Here is a 22,346-nt window from a genome sequence, read left to right on the forward strand (position 1 = left end):
AACCCGCCGGAATCAAGTGGCGCTGAGGCTTGGCGTCGCCAGTTCCTCCACTGATGGGCAGGTGCAAACCAAATGGCGATCGCCGTAGGCGTTATCAATGCGTGCCACCGCAGGCCAAAGCTTGCTCGCCAACTGTTCCTCACCCGCTGGATAGCCCGCCTGAGCGCGGCTGTAAGGGCGCTCCCACTGGTCTGCCATCACAGCCACCAGGGTGTGAGGGGCCCGCTTGAGCGGATTGTCGAGCGGATCAGCCTGGCCCGATTCGATCGCCGCCGCCTCGCGGCGGATGGCGGCCATGGCCTGACAGAAGCGCTCCAGCTCTGCCAACCCCTCACTTTCGGTGGGCTCCACCATCACCGTGCCCGCCACCGGCCAACTCACCGTGGGCGCATGGAAGCCGTAATCCATCAGCCGCTTGGCCAGGTCGTCGACCTCCAGACCAGCGCTGCGCTTGAGGGGCCTTAGATCGAGGATGCACTCGTGGGCGACGCGACCACCTGCGCCGCGATACAGCACCGGGAAATGGGGCTCCAGCTGCTCCGCCAGCCAGTTGGCCGCTAGCAGAGCCACCGCAGAGGCCTGACGCAGACCGGCACCGCCCATCATCCGGATGTACATCCAGCTGATCGGCAGGATGCTGGCGCTGCCCCAGGGGGCGGCACTCACCGGCCCGATCGCCTGATCCCCTCCGCACTGTTTGGCCAGCGGATGACCCGGCAGGAAGGGCACCAGATGCTCTGCCACGGCAATTGGCCCCACGCCCGGGCCACCACCGCCATGGGGAATACAGAAGGTTTTGTGCAGGTTGAGGTGACACACATCGGCGCCATAGAGCCCCGGTTTGGCCAAGCCCACCTGGGCGTTGAGGTTGGCGCCATCGAGATACACCTGGCCGCCGTGCTCATGCACCAGGGCGCAGATCTCCTGGATGCCCTGCTCGAACACCCCATGGGTGGAGGGGTAGGTGACCATCAGGGCGGCCAGGTGATCGCTGTGCTGCTCTGCCTTGGCCTGAAGATCGGCGCGATCGATGTTGCCCTGTTCGTCGCAGGCCACGGGCACCACCTGGAGCCCGGCCATCACGGCGCTGGCGGGGTTGGTGCCATGGGCGCTGGTGGGGATCAGACACACCGTGCGTTGGTGCTGCCCGCGGCTGCGCTGCCAGGCGCGGATCACCAACAGCCCGGCGTATTCCCCCTGGGAGCCGGCATTGGGTTGCAGCGACACGCCGGCAAAACCGGTGATCGCCGCCAGCCATTGCTCCAGATCGGCCACCAACTGGCGGTAGCCGGCGCTCTGCTCCGCCGGGGCGAAGGGGTGCAGCCCGGCGAAACCCGGCCAGCTCACCGGCTGCAGCTGGGCGGCGGCATTGAGCTTCATCGTGCAGCTACCCAGCGGGATCATCCCGTGCACCAGCGAAAAGTCGCTGGCGGCTAAACGCTGGACATAGCGAAGCAGTTCGGTTTCGCTGCGATAGCGGTGGAACACCGGCTGCTGCAGCCAGGGGCGCTGGCGATACGGCACGGCATCAGCCCAGAGCAGACGCTCGGGCGCCTCGCTGCACTCCGCGTTGTGCAGCTCCTGCTGCAACGCCTGCCAGAGCGTTTCGGCACAGGGCTGAGGGGCGGCAGCTGTGGGGGCCAGCACTGGCGCCAAGGCCTCCAACAAGCGCTGGAGCTCAGCCACGCTGCTGCGTTCATCCAGGGTGATCGCCAGGCCACCGGCTTCCAGCCGAAGGTTGAAGCCCGCCGCTTCCGCCGCCGCCAGCAGGGCTGGGGCCTGAGGCGTGCGCAGCCGCAGGGTGTCGAACCCGCAGCCGGGCTCGGCGACCAGCCCGAGGCCGGCGAGGGCGCGGCGCAACACCTCCGGCAGCAGCAACACCCGCCTGGCGATCGCCGCCAGGCCCTCCGGGCCGTGATGCACCGCATAGAAGCCGGCCATCACCGCCAGGAGCACCTGGGCCGTGCAGATGTTGCTGGTGGCTTTGTCGCGGCGGATGTGCTGCTCGCGGGTCTGCAGAGCCAGGCGCAGGGCCGGCCGACCTTCCGCATCGAGGGATTGGCCCACCAAGCGGCCGGGGATACGGCGCTGATGGGTGGTGGTGGTGGCAAAAAAGGCCGCATGGGGCCCACCGAACCCGAGGGGGATCCCGAAGCGCTGGCTGCTGCCGATGGCAATCTCAGCCCCCAGCTCCCCCACCGGGGCCAACAGCACTTGCGCCAACGGATCCACCGCCGCCGTCACGATCAACCCCGCCGCCCGGGCCGCCGCGATCAGCTCCGCCGGGTTGGTGAGGCCACCCCCGGCGCCGGGCAGTTGCAACAGCAAACCAAACGCCGCCGCGAACGGTTCGTCTCCCCGTTCTGCAGCCTCCAGCAACCTTGCGGGATCCACCTGCACCAGCTCAATACCGAGGGGCTCGGCGCGGGTCTGCAGCACAGCCCAGGTTTGCGGGAGCACCTGGGCATCCACCAAAAAGCGCTGGGCGCTGGCCTCGCGGCAGACGCCATAGCTGAGGCTCATCGCCTCGGCAGCAGCGGTGGCCTCATCCAGCAGTGAGGCATTGGCGATCGGCAAGCCCGTGAGCTCGCTGATCAGAGTCTGGAAATTGAGCAGAGCCTCAAGACGCCCCTGACTGATTTCCGCCTGATAGGGGGTGTAGGCCGTGTACCAGGCCGGGTTTTCAAACACGTGCCGCTGCAACAGCGCTGGCGTGACGCAATCGTGATAACCCAGTCCGATGAGGCTGCGGCGCACCTGATTGGCCGCCGCGATCTGCTGCAGCTCCTGAAGCGCCTCGGCCTCACTGCAACCGATCGGCAGGCCTTCTGCTGCTGCGCTGGCACCAAGCCGAATGCCTGGCGGCACCACTTCGGCGATTAACCCATCGAGCGAGCTGACTCCCAGGTCGGCGAGCATCCGCGCCTGTTCGGCCTCCGTAGGGCCGATGTGGCGGGCAACGAACTCAGTGGCCATCCACCTTGGCGCTGTAGGTGGTGGCATCCATCAGCCCATCGATCTGGGCGGGCTCACTGGGGCGCACCAACAGCAACCAACCCTCGCCGTAGGGGTCGTTTTGCAGCTCCTCGGGGCTGGCCAGCACAGCTTCGTTACGCGCCTCGATCACGCCGCTGATCGGGGCCAACAGCTCTTCCACCGCCTTCACCGATTCCACGGTGCCGAAGCTGTTGCCCTGGCTGAGGCTGGCGCCCACCTCCGGCAGCTCCACAAACACGATGTCGCCGAGCTGATCCACGGCGAAGGCACTGATGCCGATGCGAGCTAGCTCCCCCTCGGCCCGCACGAATTCATGGCTGTCGGCGTAACGGCAGTCGTCGGGGGTGCTGAAGGCCATGGGTGCCGCCTGAGCGGTTGCTGCGCTGCAGTCTGTCGGAAATCCGGAGCGGGAACACACGCGCGCCGCCGGAAACCCCCGAGAAACGAATTCTGTACGGGATGTACAAAAGGAAGGTGTCCCGCGGTTGTGGCCCGCTTGGACTTACTGCGGGTGCGGCCCGCACCAGCCTCCTTCCGCCAGGGCCAGCAACGCGCGCTCCAGGGCCAGCTCCGCGTGGGCGGCCGTGGTGCCGCCCTGGGCGTAGAGCACGTAGGGCTCGCGTAAGGGACCATCGGCGGAGAACTCACTGGTGCTGCCGTCGATGAACGTGCCGCCGGCCATCACCAGTTCGCTGGCATAACCGGGCATCGGCGCAGGCACCGGATCGAGATAACTGCCCACTGGTGAACAGGCCTGGAACGCCCGGCACACCGCCTTGAGCGGCTCGGGCGAGCCGAAACGCACCGCCTGAATCACGTCGCTACGCACACCGCCCACCAGCGGCTTCACGGCATAGCCCAAGCCCTCAAACACGGCGGCGGTGAGCTCGGCGCAGAGCAGGGCTTCCGTGATCATCTGCGGCGCCAGGAACAAGCCCTGGAACAGCAGCCGGTGCAGGTCAAAACCCGTACCACCCTCACTACCGATGCCCGGCGCCGTGAGCCGGCAGCAGGCCTGCTCCACCAGCTCAGCGCGGCCGGCCACATAGCCGCCTGTGGGCGCGATCGTGCCGCCCAGGTTTTTGATCAGGGATCCCGCCATCAGATCGGCGCCCACCGCCGTGGGCTCCTGCAGCTCCACCAGTTCGCCGTAGCAGTTGTCGACAAACACCAGGCAGCCGGGCTGAATCGCCTTCACCTGCTCCACCAATCGGCCGATCTGCCCCACCGTGAGCGAAGGGCGCCAGCTGTAGCCGCAGCTGCGTTGAATCAGCACCATGCGTGTGGGCAACGCCAGCGCCTCGGCGATGCCGGCTTCGTTGACCGAGCCATCGGACAGCAGATCGAGCTCGTCGTAGGCGATGCCGAATTCGGCCAGGGATCCCTGGCCCTCGCCGCGGATGCCAATCACCTCCTCGAGGGTGTCGTAGGGGCGGCCCGTGAGCGCCAGCAAGCGATCGCCGGGGCGCAGCACGCCATACAACGCGGCGGCAATGGCATGGGTGCCACTCACAAACTGCAGCCGCACGGCGGCGGCTTCGGCCTGCAGCACCCGGGCGAAGACCCGATCCAGCACCTCCCGGCCCAGATCGCCATGGCCGTAGCCACTCACCGAGGCGAAGTGGTGCACCCCCAAGCGCTCGGTCCGAAAGGCCTCCAGCACCCGCTCCAGCCGAGGCTTCACACCGGCGCGGCGCTGCTGAGCCACCGGCGCGGTGCGCTCCAGGGCCGCAGCCAGCTGATCGGCCACCCAGGCCTCATGGAGTGCGCTCATGGCGAACAACAACACAACCCCATGCTGCAGGCCGCGTGCCGGTCGATCATCCGTCTAGATTTTTTCGGATTGGTGTGTTGGCTACAGCGTCTTGCTGCGGGCAACCACCCCAGGCCAGTGGTGCGTTGGTCCCCACGGGACCCACAAGCGAACCGGAGCCTGCGCATCCTCTAGGAGTTCACTTTGGTTATTGCCCAAGATGCCGCTTCCGCGGCACGCACCCAGCGCGTCAGCGTTGACCTGGAGGGTGGGTCAGGCAGCTACAGCGAAGCCCAGGAAGCCCGGATGCGGGCCGCCCTGGTGGTGCCCCGTGCACCACTGCCTCGCAGCCAAAAGAAATACAAGCTCGGCACCACCGGCTTCATGCTGGCGATCCACGTGGGCGCCGTATTCGCCCTGCTGCCCCAGTACTGGAGCTGGCAAGGCGTGGCCGTGTTGGCGGTCCTCTACTGGACCACGGTGCTCGGGGTCACCCTCGGCCTGCACCGCCTCGTGGCCCACCGCAGCTTCGTGGCCCCCAAATGGGTGGAGCGCGTGCTGGTGCTGATGGGCACCCTGGCCTGCCAGAGCGGCCCGATCGAATGGGTGGGCCTGCACCGCCACCACCACAAGTTCTCCGACCAGCCCAACGACCACCACGACGCCGCCCGCGGCCTGTGGTGGGCCCATAGCGAGTGGATGCTTCACGACATCCCCGCCATCAAGGAGCTGCACCGCTTCACCGGCGACATGCTCCAAGACCCCTTCTACCGCTGGCTGGATCGCTGGTTCCTGCTCCTGCAGATCCCCCTGGGCGCGGCCCTTTATTGGTACGGCAACGCAGCTCAAGTGCATGGCGGCGGCCTGGGCCTGGTGCTCTGGGCCATCCCCCTGCGCCTGGTGCTCGTGTATCACGTGACCTGGCTGGTGAACTCCGCCACCCACGCCTTCGGCTACCGCAACTTCGACTGCCCCGACCTCTCGCGCAACTGCTGGTGGGTGGCGATCCTGAGTTTCGGCGAGGGCTGGCACAACAACCACCACGCCCACCCCTCCAGCGCCCGCCACGGCCTGCGCTGGTTTGAGTTCGACATCACCTGGCAGCACATCAAATTGATGCGCAAGTTGGGCTGGGCGAAGCGCATCCGCGAGGCGCGCTACCCCGCCTGAAGCTCACGGCGGATCGCCTCCCCCAGATCCAAAGCCTGATCACCCGAGCCCTGCTGCAGCAGCAGCCGGGCTTTTTGGCGCAGCAGCTCCAGAAACTGATCCGCGCTCAGCTCCTCCTCAGCCGCCGCCCCCATCGCCGCCAAGGTGAGGCGCAGATCGCCGAGTTCGGCATCAAGCTCCTCGGCGCTGTAATCCCGCTGACCAGCCATCACCTCAGCGAAGCGCTCACGCCGCTGTCGCTTCTCAGCCGGATAGGCGGCCAGCACCTGCTCCCGGCAAAGGCGCCAGGGCCGCCCCGCCGTGAACAACTCCGCGAGCGCCGCACTCAAACCAGCCGCCTCCGATGCCTGGATGCGCAGATCAAACGCGCCCGGCAGCGGACGCAGGCCCACGAAAATCTCGAACAGCTGGGCTGGCCCCAAGGCTGAGCCGTCGTCGGCCAACAACGGGAGCGCTGAAGCCTGGAGGGCTGCAAGCAATTCGGGCTGATCAGCCAGCTGCTCGGCGAGATCAGCCGACAGGCCAGCTGTGCCTCCACCCTGGGCCAACAGCTGATTGATCCGCCCCAGGGCCACGAACAGCTCCGGCCCCGGGGAAGCGAGCTTGCGGTTGCGCAGGTTGGAGAGCTGCGAGTTGTGCACCCGGCCGAGATCGAGCGCATCCGCCAAGGCCGGCAACACCCGCTGACTCCAAGCGTTGCGCTCATGCCACACCTTGATCAGATGGCCGAACGCATCACGACCCGCTTCGAGCTCGGTTCGATAATCCATCTGATACGGATCCGTACTGCTACCATTTTATCGGACACAAGCGGAGGGCCCATGACGGCCACCATCACCAGCCGCGCCAGCGTGCAGCATTTGCACCGGCCGCACGGCGCGCAACACGGCACGGCTCCAGTGGCTACCCCATCCGAGGGGCGCAACTGGGCTGTGATCGGCTTCATGGCAGCCCTCCACGTGCTGGCCGCGGTGGCCCTGCTGCCCCAGTTCTGGAGCCTCACAGCGGTGGCCACGCTGGTGGTGCTCTATTGGCTCACCGCCTGTCTGGGCGTCACCATCGGCTACCACCGCCTCCTCAGCCACCGCGCCTTTCGCGTGCCTCAATGGCTTGAGCGCTTTTTCGCCACCTGCGGCGCCCTCAGCTGCCAGCACGGCCCGATCGACTGGGTGGGCCTGCACCGCCACCACCACAAGTTTTCCGATACGGAACCGGATCACCACAACAGCCATCGCGGCTTCTGGTGGAGCCACATGGGCTGGATGTTCAAGTCGATCCCAGCCATGGGCGCCGTGCCTCGCCTCACCGGCGATCTGGCCGCCGATCCCTACTACCGCTGGCTGAACAACAACTTCCTGCTGCTGCAGCTGCCCCTGGCCGGTCTGCTGTTCTGGATCGGCACGGCAACAGGTGCTGGCGGCTGGGCCCTAGTGCTCTGGGGCATTCCCCTGCGCCTGGTGCTCGTGTATCACGCCACCTGGCTGGTGAACTCCGCCACCCACCGCTGGGGCTATGTGCTCCACGACAGCGGTGATGGCTCCCGCAACAATCCCTGGGTGGCCGCCGTGACCTTCGGCGAGGGCTGGCACAACACGCACCACGCCTATCCCCATTCCGCTCGCCACGGCTGGGGCCGCCGCGAGCCCGACCTCACCTGGATGCACATTCAGCTGATGCAACGCCTGGGTCTGGCAACCCAGGTGCGTCTGCCGGCGCCGCTCCGGGAATCGGCTCAGGCACCCGTGGCGTAGGCTCCTAAGTCGCCCATCCGTTGATCGTTAGTTCGTAGATCCCATGGCCAAGCGCGTTTCTGTGGTCCTCAGCGAGGACGTCCTCAGCCTGGGTAAGGACGGCGATCTGGTTGAAGTGGCGCCCGGTTACGCCCGCAACTTCCTGCTGCCCCAGGGCAAGGCTGTGCCCGTCACCCCCGCGGTGATGCGCCAGGTGGAGCACCGCCGCGCCAAGGAAGCTGAGCGTCAAGCCGCCCTCAAGGCTGAAGCCGTGGCCTTCCGCACCGCCCTCGACACCATCGGTCGCTTCACCGTGAAGAAGCAAACCGGTGGTGACGACGTGCTATTCGGCACCGTGACCAACGGCGACGTGGCCGAGGCCATCGAAGCCGCCACCAAGAAGGAAGTGGATCGCCGCGACATCATCGTTCCCGAAATCCACCGCACCGGCACCTACAAGGTGCAGGTGAAGCTGCACAGCGAAGTGACCGCTGAAATCAACCTGGAAGTGGTCAGCCACTGATCGGGCTTCTCCAGCCAGGCGTTGCCTCCCGCGGCGCCCGCGGGAGAATGACCATCCCCTTCGCCGTCAGGCCCTGCAGGGTCTGGCGGTTTTTTGTTCTTCAGGCAGCGACCCGGCCATGGTGAGCGTTCCCCTCAGCAACCTCGACCCTGAGGAGGGCCAGGGCCGCCGACCAGGCTCCCGCGGCAGGCCCCGCGATGAGGCCAGCTTTGAGGCGATGCCCGATGGCGTACCGCCGCAGAACCTCGAGGCGGAAGAGGCCGTATTGGGCGGCATCCTGCTGGATCCCGACGCCATCGGCCGGGTGGCGGATGTGCTGCAGCCCGAGGCCTTCTATCTCACGGCCCACCGCGAGATCTATCGCACCGCCCTGATGCTGCACGGCCAGGGCAAACCCACCGACCTCACGGCCATGACCGCCTGGCTGGCGGATACCGGCGCCCTAGAGAAGGTGGGCGGCAGCGGCCGGCTGGTGGAACTGGTGGAGCGCACCCTCTCCACCGCCTCAATCGACCAGGTGGCCCGCCTGGTGATGGACAAGTTCCTGCGCCGCCAGCTGATCCGCTCGGGCAACGAGGTGATCCAGCTCGGCTTCGATCAGGGCAAGCCGATGGAGCAGGTGCTCGATGAGGCGGAGCAGAAGATCTTCGCCATCAGCCAGGAGAAACCCAGCACCGGCCTCACCCCCACCGCTGAAATCCTCACTGCCACCTTCAACGAGATCGAGAGCCGCTCGTTAGGCACGGCCGTGGCCGGCATCCCGGTGAACTTCTACGACCTCGATGCAATGACCCAGGGGCTGCAGCGCAGCGACCTGATCATCATTGCCGGCCGCCCTGCCATGGGTAAAACCGCGATCACGCTCAACCTGGCCAAGAACGTGGCCCAGCTGCACAACCTGCCGGTGTGCGTGTTCTCGCTCGAGATGAGCAAAGAGCAGCTCACCTATCGCCTGCTGGCGATGGAGGTGGGGATCGAAAGCGGCCGCCTGCGCACGGGCCGGCTGCAACCGGAGGAGTGGCCGCTGCTGGGCCAGGGCATCAGCACCCTCGGCCAGATGCCGATCTACATCGACGACAAACCCAACGCCGGTGTGCTCGAGATGCGCTCGCTCTGCCGGCGCCTGATGGCCGAATCCGGCAAGGAATTGGGGCTGGTGGTGATCGACTACCTGCAGCTGATGGAAGGCAGCGGCTCCGATAACCGCGTGCAGGAGCTCTCGCGCATCACCCGAGGCCTCAAGCAGATGGCGCGCGAACTCAACGTGCCGGTGATTGCCCTCTCCCAGCTCAGCCGCGGCGTGGAGGCCCGCACCAACAAACGCCCGATGCTTTCCGACCTGCGCGAATCGGGCTCGATCGAGCAGGACGCCGACCTGGTGCTGATGATCTACCGCGACGAGTACTACAACCCCGATACCCCCGATCGCGGCATCACCGAAATCATCGTGACCAAGCACCGCAACGGCCCGGTGGGCACGGTGAAGTTGCTGTTTGAGCCCCAATTCACCCGTTTCCGCAACCTGGCCGCGCCCTAGCGTCAGCCCATGGCCTTCAGCACCCCGCCCACCGAACACTTCGACGTGATCGTCGTGGGGGGCGGTCACGCCGGCTGTGAAGCAGCGATCACGGCGGCGCGGCTGGGCTGCTCCACGGCGCTGTTTTCGCTCAATCTGGATCGCATCGCCTGGCAGCCCTGCAACCCGGCGGTGGGCGGGCCAGCCAAAAGCCAGCTGGTGCATGAGGTGGATGCCCTCGGCGGCGTGATCGGCCGCCTCGCCGATGCCACCGCCCTGCAGAAACGCATCCTCAACGCGAGCCGCGGCCCGGCCGTCTGGGCCCTGCGCGCCCAAACCGACAAACGCCAATACGCCCGCCAGATGCTGCAGCTGCTGCAGCACACCCCCAACCTGGCCCTACGTGAGGCCATGGTGACGGGCCTCGAGGTGGAGGGGACCCCGGGCGAAGACGCACGCATCACCGGAGTGCGCACCTACTTCGGCAGCACCTACAGCGCCGGCGCCGTGGTGCTCACCGCCGGCACCTTCCTGGGCGGGCAGATCTGGGTGGGCAATCAATCGATGAGTGCCGGCCGTGCCGGAGAGCAAGCCGCCGAAGGCCTCACCGAAGCCCTCGAAGCGCTGGGCTTCCAGATGGGTCGGCTCAAAACCGGCACCCCCGCCCGGGTCGACCGGCGCAGCATCGCCCTCGACCAACTCGAGGAGCAACCCAGCGACGCCCACGAGCGCTACTTCTCCTTTGATCCGGCCAGCTGGGTGAGCGGCGAGCCGATGAGCTGCCACATCACCCGCACCACGGCCGCAACCCATCAGCTGATTCGCGACAACCTGCACCTCACACCGATCTACGGCGGCTTCATCGACAGCAAGGGCCCCCGCTATTGCCCCTCGATCGAAGACAAGATCGTGCGCTTCGTCGACAAGGAGTCGCACCAAATCTTCCTGGAGCCGGAAGGGCGCGACACCCCCGAGATCTATGTGCAGGGGTTCTCCACTGGCCTGCCGGAGCGGTTGCAGCTGGAGCTGCTGCGCACACTTCCAGGCCTGGAGCAGTGCGTGATGCTGCGGCCCGCCTATGCCGTGGATTACGACTATCTGCCCGCCACCCAGCTCAAGCCCTCCTTGGAAACCAAGCGGGTGCAGGGTCTCTATTCCGCTGGCCAGCTCAACGGCACCACCGGCTACGAGGAAGCCGCGGCCCAGGGTCTGGTGGCCGGCCTCAACGCCGTGCGCCAACTGCGGGGTGAAACGCCGACGCACTTCCCGAGGGAAGGCAGCTACATCGGCACGATGATCGACGACCTGATCACCAAAGACCTCCGGGAGCCCTACCGGGTGCTCACCAGCCGCAGTGAATACCGGCTGGTGCTGCGGGGCGACAACGCCGACCGGCGCCTCACCCCCCTGGGCCGTGAGCTCGGCCTGATCGACGATCGCCGCTGGGAGACCTACACCCGCAAACAAGACGCCATCGCCGCCGAAACCCAACGCCTGGAGACGGTGCGGCTGAAGGTGAGTGATCCAGCGGCCACTGCCGTGGTGGAGCAGACCGGCGCCGCCATCAAAGGCTCGATCACCCTCGCGGATTTGCTGCGCCGCCCCGGCTTCCGCAGCGACGACCTAGTGCGCCATGGATTGGCCGACGCCGACCTCCCCCTCGACGTGCGCGAAGGCGCTGAGATCGACATCAAATACAGCGGCTACCTGGCCCGCCAGCAGCAACAGATCGATCAGGTGAAGAAGCAGGAACACAAAGCCATTCCTGATGGGATCGACTACGCCTCCATCAGCACCCTGTCGCGGGAAGCCCGCGAGAAGCTGGCGGCCGTACAGCCCCTGAATCTCGGCCAGGCCTCGCGGGTGCCGGGGGTAAGCCCGGCAGATGTCACCGCGCTGATGCTCTGGCTGGAGCTCGAGAGCCGGCGCCAGAAGCTCGTCAACAGCGGTCAGGATCGATAAGGTGCGGTTCACAGCTCGACGCGTCGCACCGCCCTGACGCAGCGATTCCCAACTGCTTGTACAGGTTGAATCCCAAGCCTTGAGCGCGTCCCGTCCTAGCAACACCTCACGGGCCTACTGGGAGCTCAAGGCCGAGCAGGTGATGGATCGGGTGTTTGAGAACGCCGGCCGCACCAGCCCGGCTCCGCTCCACCACTCACCAACACCAGCCGCCCACCAGCCACCACCAGCCGAAGCAGAACCGATCGAGGTGAAGGTGCGCGAAGCGCGCTGGCGCTGGCCGTGGCGGCGGCTTCAGCCCTGGCAGCTGGCGGCGACCGCCTTGGCCGGCTTCGGATTGCTGGGAGGCATGGGTCTCTGGCATGGCTGGAGCGAAGCCCGTAACGACCTGCGCCAGGAGCGCAATCTGCGCTTGCTGGAGGGGATCCGCAGCCTCGAGAGCGCGCCGTCAACGCCCCAGGCCACGGCAACGAATCCCGCCAGCGATGGGCTCCCGCCACCACCACCCAGCGAGCCCTGGATCGAAGAGCTGGGGCAACTGGAGGGCAGCGCCCCGGCCGGTGCTCCACCGCTGCAAGTTCCCCTGAATGGCACCCTGCAGGCCCCAGCGCCTCCCGCCACGGCAAGTGCTGCGGCACCCGCCAGCTCCGGAGCAGGAACACCCGAACTCCTGGGGGTGGTGCAGATTCCCGGCAAACCAGGCTCCGCCATCTTCCAGTTGGGCGGCAGTTCCACCAATGCCCTGGTGGGCGAGATGATCGGCAGTAGCGGCTGGAAGCTGGTATCCACCAGCGGCGACAGCGCCGTCATCGAACGCGGTGGAGCTAGTCGCCGCGTCAGCATCAGCAGTGGTTTCTAGGGGGCCGGCGAGCCCTCAGCGCTGCGCCGATGCCCCCCACGAAGCTCTGGCCCTCTCCCCTGCCGCTCTGGCAGGCAGCCCCCGAGGCCGTGGCTGCTGGGCTCGGGGGTGAAGCCGATGGCGATCAGAGCGCCCTCACTGGCCCTTGGCGACTGCTGCTGCTGGGCGATGGCAGCCCCACCCGCCACCTGCAGTCGCTCACGGGGATCGCCGTGGATGTGGAGGTGATCGCCATGGAGGCAGACAGCGACTGCCAACAGGAGGCGCCACCGGAAGTGGCCGAATTGGATCAGCCGTTGCTGCGCCGCCAGGTGTGGCTGCGCTGCGGCACCCAGACCCTGGCCTGGGCGGAGAGCTGGTGGAACCAAAGCGAAGCGGAACGCCACCTGCAGGAGCGCAACCAGCCGATCTGGCGCAGCCTCACCGCCAAACGGGCCGAGCTCTATCGCGAAGTGGATGGGCTGGCGTTGGTGGCAGCTCCCTTGCTGGAGAAGGGATTTGGGCATCCGGGCCCCTACTGGAGCCGCCACTACCGCTTTTTCCGCGGCGGCCGCGAACTCACCGTGATTCGCGAAGTGTTCTCCCCGGCACTGGAGCGCTGGCTGGGCCCAGCCCAACACACAGCTTCATAACGTTTTCAAACAAAGGCTACGAGTGGCTACAGAACGAACTTGACACCTTGCGGGGGGATGTGCTGCGAGCAGCATGAAGGCACTCTCCAGGGACCCATGCTTCATCTCATCCGCGGCAGCCAAGCGCCACCCCCCGCGGCCGCAACCGAACCCCAGTGGCTCTCCCTCACCGACCTGGGGCGCATCTACGGGATTTCCGCCGTGCACTGTGGCCGACTGCTCAGCGAGGCCGGTCTGCGCGATGCCAACGGCCAGCCCAGCCGCCACGCCCTGCGCAGCGGTTGTGCGATCCGCGGCCATCAGCCCCATGCCCATGGCCCCACCCAGTGGCATCGCAACCACTGCCAAGCCGTGTTTCAGCGAGCGGGCCTCCAGCCCATCCTGCGCACCACCCTGGTGCAGCAATGGGCCCAGCTGCTCAGCGCCCTGACGGAAGGATCACCGTCAATTAGCACCAGCGCCGCCCAGATGGCCGAAGACCTCCCCGGCGAACTGGTGGAACCCGTGAACGCGGAACTCCGCGAGATCGGCTGCAGCTTTCAAGTGGCTGAACGCGGCCAGGCGCGCCACCGGCGTCAGTCGAATCGGCGACGCGAAGAGCGCGGCACCGTGCGGCCACTCTGAAGCGGCGGTGCCGGTTCTGCCGCTGAAGCCCCAGCCCCGGCACTGCCGCGCTGCCAACGGCTCACGCTGAAGCTCTCCTCCTCTGGCCATTCATCGCCATCGGGCGCCGTCTGGCGGGCGGGGCGGCGGCGCGAGATGGCCTGCAACGGCTCACGCCGTGTCAATCGCCGCTGGGGCGATGCGGGTTCAGATCCCTCCCAGGATTCCCGCCAACCCTCGTCGTCTTCCAGCAGCCAATCGAGCTTGTCTTCCACCCAGCGGCCGAGGTGATCGAGCTTCAGGCCACTGGCGCGGCCAGCCGGCCGTGAGCCGGGCCGAGCCCCAGCCACCCCATCCACCAACTGCCGGCCTGCCGACACCCACTGATCAAGCCGCTGCTCGAGCCTTGGCTCCGATCGGCGCGGGCCACGCCGTTCAAAGCGCTCGTCGGGGCGTTCATCACGCCAGTTGTCGTAGGCATCCACCATGCGTTCAGGCTAAGGGCGCTGAAGCGGGGCCTCAGCGCTGCAGCCGCCTGGCCCGCAGCCAGCGCTCCCGGGCCAGGCCCACCAAGGCGATGGTCAGCCCGCTCCACTGCAGTGCCCACAACGCGGTGCCCATGGGCCGCAACCTAGGCGGCCGCCGGCGTGAACACCAGCTGGCAGCTGGCATGCCAGCGCCCGCCGTGAAATCGCTCGCAGCACAAGCGACAGGCCACTCCGGGCCGGCGGCGGCGATAAGGGGATTCCAGACCGCAGCTGGGGCAGGAGGCAATCCAGCGAGCCGGCTCGCTTGGCACCGGAAAGCGGTGGCGCACACTCACTTCAAACTCCTGCTGTGAGGCATTGATCGCCGCCATCCGGCTTCGGAAGTGGGGGCCATGCACTTCATCCGCCCGCACCACCCGATGCACCCAGGCGTGGATCATTTCGTGGCAGAGGGTGCTGAGGGTGGCCTCCTGGGGCAGGGGCTCCAGCAGCGGCCGCGACAACACGATCTCGCTGATCGGCTGGCCCTGGCGGTCACGGCCAAAGCGATAGAGGCCGGCACTACGCCGCATGCGGCCATCGCTCCAGCGCACCGCCACCAGGGCCTGGCCATCGCCATCGGCCAGCTCGCCGGCGAAATGCTCGCGGTTGAGGCGGTGAAACAGCGGCAGCAGCGGGACGAGGGGCACGCTCAGGGCTGGCTGCAACGGCGGCAGTCTGGCTGAGATCACCAGCCCGGTGCTGGAACCCGCACTGCGCTGCAAGGGGGCTGGTCCTGCAGAATCACCCCCACCCCTCTCCGCGCGCCCATGGACGGACAACTGGTGCAATCGATCGGCACCAAGGCCCTGTTGGCCGGCGCCGGCACCCTGCTCCTCTACTGGACGATCAACGCCGTCAAGTTGGTGTTGAACGCGCGCGGGATCAACCCCGTGATCAAGCAGTTCTTCACCCAGGTGGCCTCAGGCCGGGTGGATGCCGCCTACCTGCTCACCACCAAGAACTACCGCTCCCACGTAAACCGGCAGCAGTTCATCCGCTTCCTGGCCGGGTTGCAGCTCAACAAATACCGCAACCTCAAGTCGGGTCGTCCCCGCATCCAGGAAGACCAGATCACCCTCACCGTGAAGCTCAAGGCCGAGAACAACGATGAGCTGCCCCTCGATTTCACCTTTGTGAAGGTGGAGGAAGACTGGAAGGTGGACCGCATCCAGAAGGCCGCCGCCTGATCGTCCGGTCCGCACCCGTTGAAGCGTGAGCAGCCCTGCCCCTGACGAATCCCTGGCTGCACCACACGCCCGTGCCGCTGAACTGAGGCAGCTGCTCAATCGCGCGGCTCATGCCTACTACGTGCTCGATGCTCCTGAGATGGAGGATCCGGTCTACGACCGGCTCTACCGCGAGCTGCTCGATCTCGAAACCGCCCACCCGGAGCTGATCGCCCCAGATAGCCCCACCCAGCGCGTGGGAGGGGCACCAGCTGAGGGGTTCCAGTCGGTGCAGCACCGCATCGGGTTGCTCAGCCTCGACAACGCCTTCAACACAGGCGAGCTCGAGGCCTGGTACGCCCGCCTACTGAAGGTGCTCGACCGCGAGCCCGCCGCCGCGCTGCCGATGGTGGGCGAGCTGAAGATCGACGGCAACGCCCTGGCCCTCAGCTACGAGCACGGCGTGCTGGTGCGGGCCGCCACCCGCGGTGACGGCGAGCAGGGCGAAGAGATCACCGCCAACGTGCGCACCATTGGCTCGGTGCCCCTGCGCCTGCAGCTCGAGCACCCACCGGAGTGGCTGGAGGTGCGCGGCGAAGCATTCATCCCCGATGGCACCTTCACCGCCATCAATGCCGAGCGCGAGAGCCGGGGCGAAGCGCTCTTCGCCAACCCCCGCAACGCCTGTGCCGGCACCCTGCGCCAACTCGATCCCAAGGTGGTAGCGGCCCGGCGGCTCGATTTCTTCGCCTACACGCTGCACTTGCCGCCCGGCACGCAAGGACCGGCCAGCCAGTGGGAGTCGCTGCAGTGGCTCAAGGCCGCCGGCTTCAAGGTGAACCCCAACGCCGAACTGCTGCCGGATCTGGCGGCGGTGGAGGCTTTCTTCGAGCGCTGGGACACGGGCCGCCGCCAGCTCGACTACGCCACCGACGGCGTGGTGGTGAAGCTCAACGACCTAGCGCTGCAGGATGCCGCCGGCTTCACCCAGAAAGCGCCGCGCTGGGCCATCGCCCTCAAATACCCCGCCGAAGAGGCCCCCAGCAAGCTGCTGCGCTTGGCGTGTCAGGTGGGACGCACCGGGGTCGTGACACCGGTCGCTGAATTTGAACCCGTGCCCCTAGCCGGAACCAGCGTGAGCCGCGCCACCCTGCACAACGCCGACCGCCTGGTGGAGCTGGATCTGCACGCCGGCGACACAATCGTGGTGCGCAAGGCCGGCGAGATCATCCCTGAGGTGGTGCGGGTGCTGGCGGAGCTACGGCCCGCCGGTGCCCAGCGCCTCGAACTCCCCCACACCTGCCCGGAATGCGGCTCGGAACTGGTGCGTGAGGAGGGTGAAGCCGCCACCCGCTGCGTGAACAGCAGCTGCCCGGCGATCCTGCGCGGCGCCCTGCGCCACTGGGTGAGCAAGGGGGCCCTGGATGTGGATGGGCTCGGCAGCAAATTGATCGAGCAGCTGGTGGACCGTGGCCTGGTGGGCTCAATCGCCGATCTCTACCGGCTCGATGGAGCGCTGCTGGCCAGCCTGGAGCGCATGGGCAGCAAGAGCGCCGACAACCTGGTAGCTGCCCTGGCCGCCTCCAAAGCCCAGCCCTGGAACCGGCAGCTCTATGGCCTGGGGATCCACCACGTGGGCGAAGTGAATGCCAAAACGCTGGCCTCCGCCTTCCCCAGCGCTGCGGAGCTGGCCACCGCGGCCACCGACACGCCCGAGCTGATCACAGCCGTGTATGGCATCGGCGGCGAGATCGCCCAGAGCCTGCAGCAGTGGTTTGCCACGGCGGCCAACCAGGAGCTGCTGAGCCAACTCGAACGCCTGGGCTTTTCGCTCGCCACCAGTGACGAAGAACTGGCAGCCGCCGCGGAGCGCAGTGCAGCCAGCGCCCAGCTCAACGGCCAGACGTTTGTGCTCACCGGCACCCTGCCCTCGATGAGCCGCAGCGAAGCCAAGGCCCTGATCGAAGCCGCCGGCGGCAAGGTGAGCGGCTCAGTGAGCAAAAAGACCAGCTACGTGGTGGCTGGCGACGAAGCCGGCAGCAAACTCAGCAAGGCCGAAAGCCTTGGGGTGGCGGTGCTGGATGAGGCCGGGCTACAGGCGCTGCTGGGAAGCAGCTGACCACTGCCCGGCACACCACCGCCGCGTGCAATGGGCCTGCCGCCAACACGCCGAAGCCAGTCACAGCACCCGACGAGCAATAGCTTGCTGCTCACTGGAGCTTCAATGAACCTTATCGATTGTCATGGGCCACATTGCCATACGGACATCACAATCTGATACTAGCCATAGCTCAGCAAACCCAATAGATGACGCATAAACAACAAAGCGCTCGCATCCCCAATTCCAATCCCTGGGTCCGCCCAGATCAGAAGACATTCTTTCAACTTGACGACCTCATGCCAGAGGTTGCCAAGCAATACAAGCAGCTCCAGAAAGGGAAAGGAGCAGAGACCGAGGGCCTCAACCTCAGTGTCGACCTGGTACTGAATCGACGCAAGGTTGATGCCAAAGCCATTGAGAAAAGCGGCAAATACAGCTTCGACAAGTTTTACGACACCGACAAACTCCTCGGACTCTCTTACCAGGAACTGCAGGCCTACACAAGCGAGCTATCCAACAAAGACCTGAATCAGCTTTATGGAGCAGACAGAAAGAGCATTCAATCCGTGGTTGAGTTCCTCAAACGCAGTGGCGCCACAAAGATCGACACATCAACAGCTCTACAACAGCGTACACTGGGCTTCGAGATCACATTAGAAAAATTTCTAAAAGCCTTCACCAACGGTAAACTGGAATTCAACTCTTCCATATCGAGTTTCGACTACATCAGCCGCGAAGGCACAGCCAAATCTTTCCTGAAAGCCCAAGGCGAAGGAGCGAAAGACTTTGCCGACGCTATTTTAGGCTTCACAATACGCGAGGCATCAAACCAGACCGACAACCACAACAAGAACAGCGGCATTGACGACACTAGCCAGATTGAAGCAGCTTATTTTCTACCTAGCGAGGTTGCAAAAGCCTACGATTTCCCCGGATTGACCGATGATCTTGCCGGCACAGGAGCCCGCATTGGCTTAACCGGAACTGGAGGCAATCAGGCCATGCTGAACTGGCAGAACAGCTCGGCATTTAGAGAGCTGATGACTTTACAGGGACGAAACCCAGATGAGGTCCCACAAATTCAGTCATTGAATCCTGAGATCCCAGACAGCGGGTACAGCCTCGAGCAAATGCTCGATGTCAGCGTTTTGACATCCATCGCACCAGGAGCACAGATCGTTGCATCAACCCAAAGTGCAGCCATCGACACCTACGCAAGTTATGCGTCCTTGATTTATCTCAAGGGAGACGAAGCCGTTGACGTCATCAGCTCATCAAAACAATTAGGAAGCGAAAACAACGACGGATCACAGGCACTGGATGAATTGTTCATGGATGCCGTCCTTCGTGGCATTCCGATCGTGATCGCCGCTGGCGACCGAGGTACAGCCAACCCAACTGGCGGACTGAGCGGACCGCTGAAACCCGCCATTGGCAGAGCACTACCCGATCAAAGCACCGGCAGCGCAGCAGTACTCAGCGTGGGCGGGACGGCTTTCAGCAGAGAATTTGTTACAGCAACAAACAATTCCAGCGATCCAGCATCTGTTTCATCTGCAAAAGACCAGAGCACCTGGAACGGGATTTTGACGGAGTCAAGATTTGCGCTGCCCCCAAATCAACCTGTCGCCTTTGCAGGAAATTTCTCAGCCGCAGACTTTATAACCGGAAAAACCCAGTTTTTCTATGCAAAATCAGGACTGATTCAGGACCTCGGCTCCAGTGGGAGCTGGGACAAATCTTCGGGCTTGTACGAAGCGACCTACCAACGCGACAATCTCACAGGAGAGTGGATCGATACCTGGAGAAACTACCCAGACATTTCCATGCTTTCAGGGGGAAATGCTTCGACTAGCATTGAGGATCAGCGATATTTCATGGCATACCTTGACGGAGATGACTATGGCATCATGGCAGCAAAAGGAACATCCGCCGCGGCCCCGCTGACTGCCGCCTTGCTGGCAATTACAGCTTCGAACCTAAGACAGAAGCACGGCGACAAAGCCAAGCTTGGCTTTGTTAATCCACTGCTTTACGAATTGTACAACTCATCATCGCGAGAACAAGTTTTCTTTGATGTTCCAGCCGGCTCCAACAACGCCAATGTTTATTCAACACCTGAGTCGCCTGAGGATTGGGAGGGGATCTATGTGGCGGTATTTGAGACAGATCCTGGCTACACGCTTTATCCTCTGAATGGCACCGGACCAAATGGAGAACTTGATCTCAGCCTCTCAGCCACTGGCGCAGGATTTGACGCTGCCACCGGTTTAGGCAGCATCAACGGCACCGCTTTCATGCACCATCTACTGACCGCATACGCAAACCTCTTAGGCTGAGTTTGAAGCTGATGCTCATCAGCGCTGCGACAAGAGCCCGCCGTCCATACCCTGATGGCCATGCAGCAACTTGCCATCCACCGTTGGATCAAAACCGAGTGCGGCCGTGCGAAATACGCCGAGCTGGCAGCCATACCAGGCCCTTTGGCGCGGATGCGCCTGGGATGGTTCGTGCTGATCGCGGCGCTGCGCGATTGGCCGCTACCGGATCAAGCCGGCGGCTCCGACTCCTGAAGGGCCTTCCGGGCCGCCCGGCCCACCAGCCACACCACCGCCACCGTGGCAAGGATGCCGATGATGCGCAGCGCCCAGGTGGCGGGATCGGCCTGGCCGCTGAGCACGTCACCGAAGCGCGCCACGTCGCCGGCAAGAGCACCTAACCCACAAAACAGGATCGTGCCCGGCAATATTCCGATCAGCCCAATCGTGTAATCGCGCAGGCTCACCTCACTGAGGCCGTAGGCGAGGTTGAGCAACGAGAAGGGGAAAGCAGGCGACAGGCGGGTGAGCAGCACCAACTTCAGACCCTCGCGGCTTACGGCGCGTTCCACCGCCTGCAGCTTCGGCAACGCAGCAAGGCGGCGCTGCGCCCACGCCCGCAGCCAGGTGCGACCCAGCAGAAACGCAGCTTCAGCCCCGAGGCACGCCCCCACAAACACAATCAAGCTGCCCCACCAGGTTCCGTAGAGCGCCCCGGCCAACATCGAGGCCCAAACCCCGGGCAGGAGCAGCGTGACCCAAAGGGCATAAAGGGGCACGAAAGCGATGGCACCAGCGGGAGACTGCAGCGCCGGGAGCAAGGCTTGGAAACCCTCCGTGAGGGATGCACCGTGGAAGGGCACTGGCTTTCGGATCTGTGGGGAAGGGTCGACGCTGACTTGAACAAACCCTCGAACTGACAGAAGCAGAGGTTGTGCACACAATCCAATCAGATGCTTGCACTGCAGCCATGGCCGCCAGCTCCGACCTGCCGCTCAGTTCAACAGGAGCCGATCAGACCGCCAGCGCCAGCCCCTTACACAGCTGGAGCGAACCCTGGTCGGTGGAGTTGCAACAACTGCAGCAACGCAGCGCGCGCTTCCCCACCCTGCAATCCTTCAGCGCCGCGCAGACCAAATCCGGTGAGTGGGTGCTGATCGGCGGACGCACCAATGGCCTGCACAACTTCACCCCCGATGGCGAAGCCAATTTCCCGCCGTCGCATCAGAACGACCGCGTTTGGGTGTACGACCCGGTGAAGGAGCGCAGCTGGTCGCGGCCCCTGGCGAAATCGGGGCTCAGCGCCGGCAAACAGCTGTCGCTCTCCACCACCAACGCCCAACAGTTTCAGGAGGGGAGTGTTCTCTACCGCGTGGGGGGCTACGTGTTCGATGAGAGCACTCGGAGCTTTTCCACCCGCAACCGCCTCTCGGCGATCCAGGTCGACGACCTGGCCGCCTGGGTGAAGAAAGACACCAAGCGCCTTCCCAAACACAGCGTGCTCTCGACGGCGGGAGAGGCCCTGGAGGTGAATGGGCAGAACACCCACCTCTTTGCTGTCACCGGCGGAGAAATGCTGAAGGGGAGAAAGGAGCACCAGGCGCAGCTGATCTTCGGGCAGGACTTCTCCGGCGGCTATGTGCCAGGCAGCAACGGGCTCTACACCGAGCAAGTGCGCAACTTCGACATCCGCTACAAGCCCGAGAAGGGCAAGCTCGGTTACCGGCTCAACAGCCTCTCCACACCCGTGGAGAGCGCCTACCACCGGCGTGATCTGAATGTGGTCACCCAACTGAAGCGCAATAGCCAGGGTGAGCTAATCCCCCATGGCGCGGCGCTCGGCGGCGTGTTCTATGGCGGTGTGGGCGTATGGACCGTGCCCGTTCAGATCGACCTGATCACGGGCCAGCCCACCATGGCCAACCCGGACGATCCCGACACCTTCCGGCAGGGGATTAATCAATACACCGCCGCCAATCTCGGGCTCTATTCCAGTCGCGAAGACAGCCAAACCAGCCTGATCTTCGGAGGTATCTCGGCCATCACGATCGATCCGAACGGCCAGCCCTACTACGTGAATCGAGATAACAGTCCAGACCAGGCGCCCCCAGTCCCATTCACCTCCCAGATCGCAGCGATCAAGCGGAGCGGAGACAACAGCTGGAGCAAATCACTGGCCGGCAGCTTCCCCAATCTTGAAAATGCGGCCGGAGAACCGCTCAGCTACGGCGCATCCTCGGTGTTCATCCCCCTGGGGCCTGGCCAGGATCAACGGGTGCGCTATCTGGCCGAGGGTGTGCTCGACCTCGACCGTTTGCAACGGCGCACCCAACCGGGCGAATCGGTGCTGGTGGGCTACGTGGTGGGCGGCATCGAAGCGCAGGTGGCGAACGATTTCAGCGATCTCAGCACCTATGGCAGCACCACGTACTCCGTGGCCTCGGGCGAGATCTTCAAGGTGATGATCACGCCCAACTGAGCTGGTC

20 protein-coding genes are annotated in these 22,346 nt (G+C 65.1%); 13 read left to right on the top strand and 7 right to left on the bottom strand.

Annotated elements, in window-relative coordinates; all coding sequences use genetic code 11:
• Window positions 1-12: 12 nt before the first annotated feature.
• From gcvP to CB0101_RS07535, 3 genes are all read right to left on the bottom strand, one after another.
• A complete protein-coding gene (gcvP, locus tag CB0101_RS07525; RefSeq protein WP_010305605.1) occupies window positions 13-2,976 on the bottom strand; it encodes an aminomethyl-transferring glycine dehydrogenase in 2,964 nt (987 codons plus the stop codon).
• Window positions 2,966-3,355, bottom strand: a complete 390-nt coding sequence (gcvH, locus tag CB0101_RS07530; protein ID WP_010305610.1) for a glycine cleavage system protein GcvH — start codon at window positions 3,353-3,355, stop codon at window positions 2,966-2,968. Before gcvH ends, gcvP begins: the two co-directional genes overlap by 11 nt.
• Before the next feature lie 144 nt (window positions 3,356-3,499).
• Complete coding sequence (locus CB0101_RS07535) at window positions 3,500-4,771, bottom strand: methionine gamma-lyase family protein (protein WP_043717190.1); 1,272 nt, start codon at window positions 4,769-4,771, stop codon at window positions 3,500-3,502.
• 285 nt (window positions 4,772-5,056) lie between these two features.
• Here CB0101_RS07535 and CB0101_RS07540 point away from each other — a divergent pair, with 285 nt between their 5' ends.
• The gene (locus CB0101_RS07540) at window positions 5,057-5,920 is read left to right on the top strand and encodes a fatty acid desaturase (protein WP_050778749.1); all 864 of its coding nucleotides are present in this window, start codon (window positions 5,057-5,059) and stop codon (window positions 5,918-5,920) included.
• Here the strand turns inward: CB0101_RS07540 and CB0101_RS07545 are convergent.
• Window positions 5,908-6,690, bottom strand: coding sequence for a hypothetical protein (locus tag CB0101_RS07545; protein WP_010305624.1), 783 nt, complete (start codon window positions 6,688-6,690; stop codon window positions 5,908-5,910). The genes CB0101_RS07540 and CB0101_RS07545 overlap by 13 nt on opposite strands.
• A 51-nt stretch (window positions 6,691-6,741) precedes the next feature.
• Here CB0101_RS07545 and CB0101_RS07550 point away from each other — a divergent pair, with 51 nt between their 5' ends.
• The 7 genes from CB0101_RS07550 to CB0101_RS07580 all read left to right on the top strand — a co-directional run bounded on the left by CB0101_RS07550 (window position 6,742) and on the right by CB0101_RS07580 (window position 13,766).
• On the top strand, window positions 6,742-7,671 hold the full coding sequence (locus CB0101_RS07550; RefSeq protein WP_010305628.1) for a fatty acid desaturase: 930 nt from the start codon (window positions 6,742-6,744) through the stop codon (window positions 7,669-7,671).
• A 43-nt stretch (window positions 7,672-7,714) separates the two neighbouring features.
• Window positions 7,715-8,173, top strand: a complete 459-nt coding sequence (gene rplI, locus CB0101_RS07555; RefSeq protein ID WP_010305632.1) for a 50S ribosomal protein L9 — start codon at window positions 7,715-7,717, stop codon at window positions 8,171-8,173.
• 118 nt (window positions 8,174-8,291) lie between these two features.
• Complete coding sequence (dnaB, locus tag CB0101_RS07560) at window positions 8,292-9,710, top strand: replicative DNA helicase (RefSeq protein WP_010305635.1); 1,419 nt, start codon at window positions 8,292-8,294, stop codon at window positions 9,708-9,710.
• A 9-nt stretch (window positions 9,711-9,719) separates the two neighbouring features.
• The gene (gene mnmG, locus CB0101_RS07565) at window positions 9,720-11,651 is read left to right on the top strand and encodes a tRNA uridine-5-carboxymethylaminomethyl(34) synthesis enzyme MnmG (RefSeq protein WP_010305639.1); all 1,932 of its coding nucleotides are present in this window, start codon (window positions 9,720-9,722) and stop codon (window positions 11,649-11,651) included.
• Between the two features lie 79 nt (window positions 11,652-11,730).
• Window positions 11,731-12,510, top strand: coding sequence for a hypothetical protein (locus CB0101_RS07570; protein ID WP_010305641.1), 780 nt, complete (start codon window positions 11,731-11,733; stop codon window positions 12,508-12,510).
• Window positions 12,511-12,539: 29 nt separating this feature from the next.
• A complete protein-coding gene (locus tag CB0101_RS07575) occupies window positions 12,540-13,142 on the top strand; it encodes a chorismate lyase (protein ID WP_010305644.1) in 603 nt (200 codons plus the stop codon).
• Between the two features lie 96 nt (window positions 13,143-13,238).
• A complete protein-coding gene (locus CB0101_RS07580; protein WP_083798525.1) occupies window positions 13,239-13,766 on the top strand; it encodes a hypothetical protein in 528 nt (175 codons plus the stop codon).
• Here CB0101_RS07580 and CB0101_RS07585 read toward each other — a convergent pair.
• Both CB0101_RS07585 and CB0101_RS07590 read right to left on the bottom strand, forming a co-directional pair.
• Entirely contained in the window at window positions 13,718-14,233 is a 516-nt protein-coding gene (locus CB0101_RS07585; RefSeq protein ID WP_010305649.1) for a hypothetical protein, read from the bottom strand. The genes CB0101_RS07580 and CB0101_RS07585 overlap by 49 nt on opposite strands.
• Window positions 14,234-14,376: 143 nt before the next feature.
• Complete coding sequence (locus tag CB0101_RS07590) at window positions 14,377-14,922, bottom strand: SprT family zinc-dependent metalloprotease (RefSeq protein ID WP_029552817.1); 546 nt, start codon at window positions 14,920-14,922, stop codon at window positions 14,377-14,379.
• 120 nt (window positions 14,923-15,042) lie between these two features.
• Between CB0101_RS07590 and CB0101_RS07595 the strand changes: the two genes are divergently transcribed.
• The 4 genes from CB0101_RS07595 (at window position 15,043) to CB0101_RS15380 (ending at window position 20,115) form a co-directional block, all read left to right on the top strand.
• Window positions 15,043-15,462, top strand: a complete 420-nt coding sequence (locus CB0101_RS07595; RefSeq protein ID WP_010305659.1) for a membrane protein — start codon at window positions 15,043-15,045, stop codon at window positions 15,460-15,462.
• Between the two features lie 52 nt (window positions 15,463-15,514).
• Window positions 15,515-17,560, top strand: a complete 2,046-nt coding sequence (ligA, locus tag CB0101_RS07600; protein ID WP_029552818.1) for an NAD-dependent DNA ligase LigA — start codon at window positions 15,515-15,517, stop codon at window positions 17,558-17,560.
• A gap of 188 nt (window positions 17,561-17,748) precedes the next feature.
• Complete coding sequence (locus tag CB0101_RS07605; RefSeq protein ID WP_029552819.1) at window positions 17,749-19,881, top strand: S8 family serine peptidase; 2,133 nt, start codon at window positions 17,749-17,751, stop codon at window positions 19,879-19,881.
• Between the two features lie 60 nt (window positions 19,882-19,941).
• Window positions 19,942-20,115, top strand: a complete 174-nt coding sequence (locus CB0101_RS15380) for a hypothetical protein (RefSeq protein ID WP_010305672.1) — start codon at window positions 19,942-19,944, stop codon at window positions 20,113-20,115.
• Here the strand turns inward: CB0101_RS15380 and CB0101_RS07610 are convergent.
• Window positions 20,091-20,723: a TVP38/TMEM64 family protein gene (locus tag CB0101_RS07610; protein WP_010305676.1), complete on the bottom strand. Its 633-nt coding sequence runs from the start codon at window positions 20,721-20,723 to the stop codon at window positions 20,091-20,093. The genes CB0101_RS15380 and CB0101_RS07610 overlap by 25 nt on opposite strands.
• Window positions 20,724-20,830: 107 nt before the next feature.
• Here CB0101_RS07610 and CB0101_RS07615 point away from each other — a divergent pair, with 107 nt between their 5' ends.
• Entirely contained in the window at window positions 20,831-22,339 is a 1,509-nt protein-coding gene (locus CB0101_RS07615) for a hypothetical protein (RefSeq protein WP_010305679.1), read from the top strand.
• The last annotated feature ends 7 nt before the right edge of the window (window positions 22,340-22,346 follow it).

The sequence above is a fragment of the Synechococcus sp. CB0101 genome (assembly GCF_000179235.2).
Lineage (GTDB): Bacteria > Cyanobacteriota > Cyanobacteriia > PCC-6307 > Cyanobiaceae > Vulcanococcus.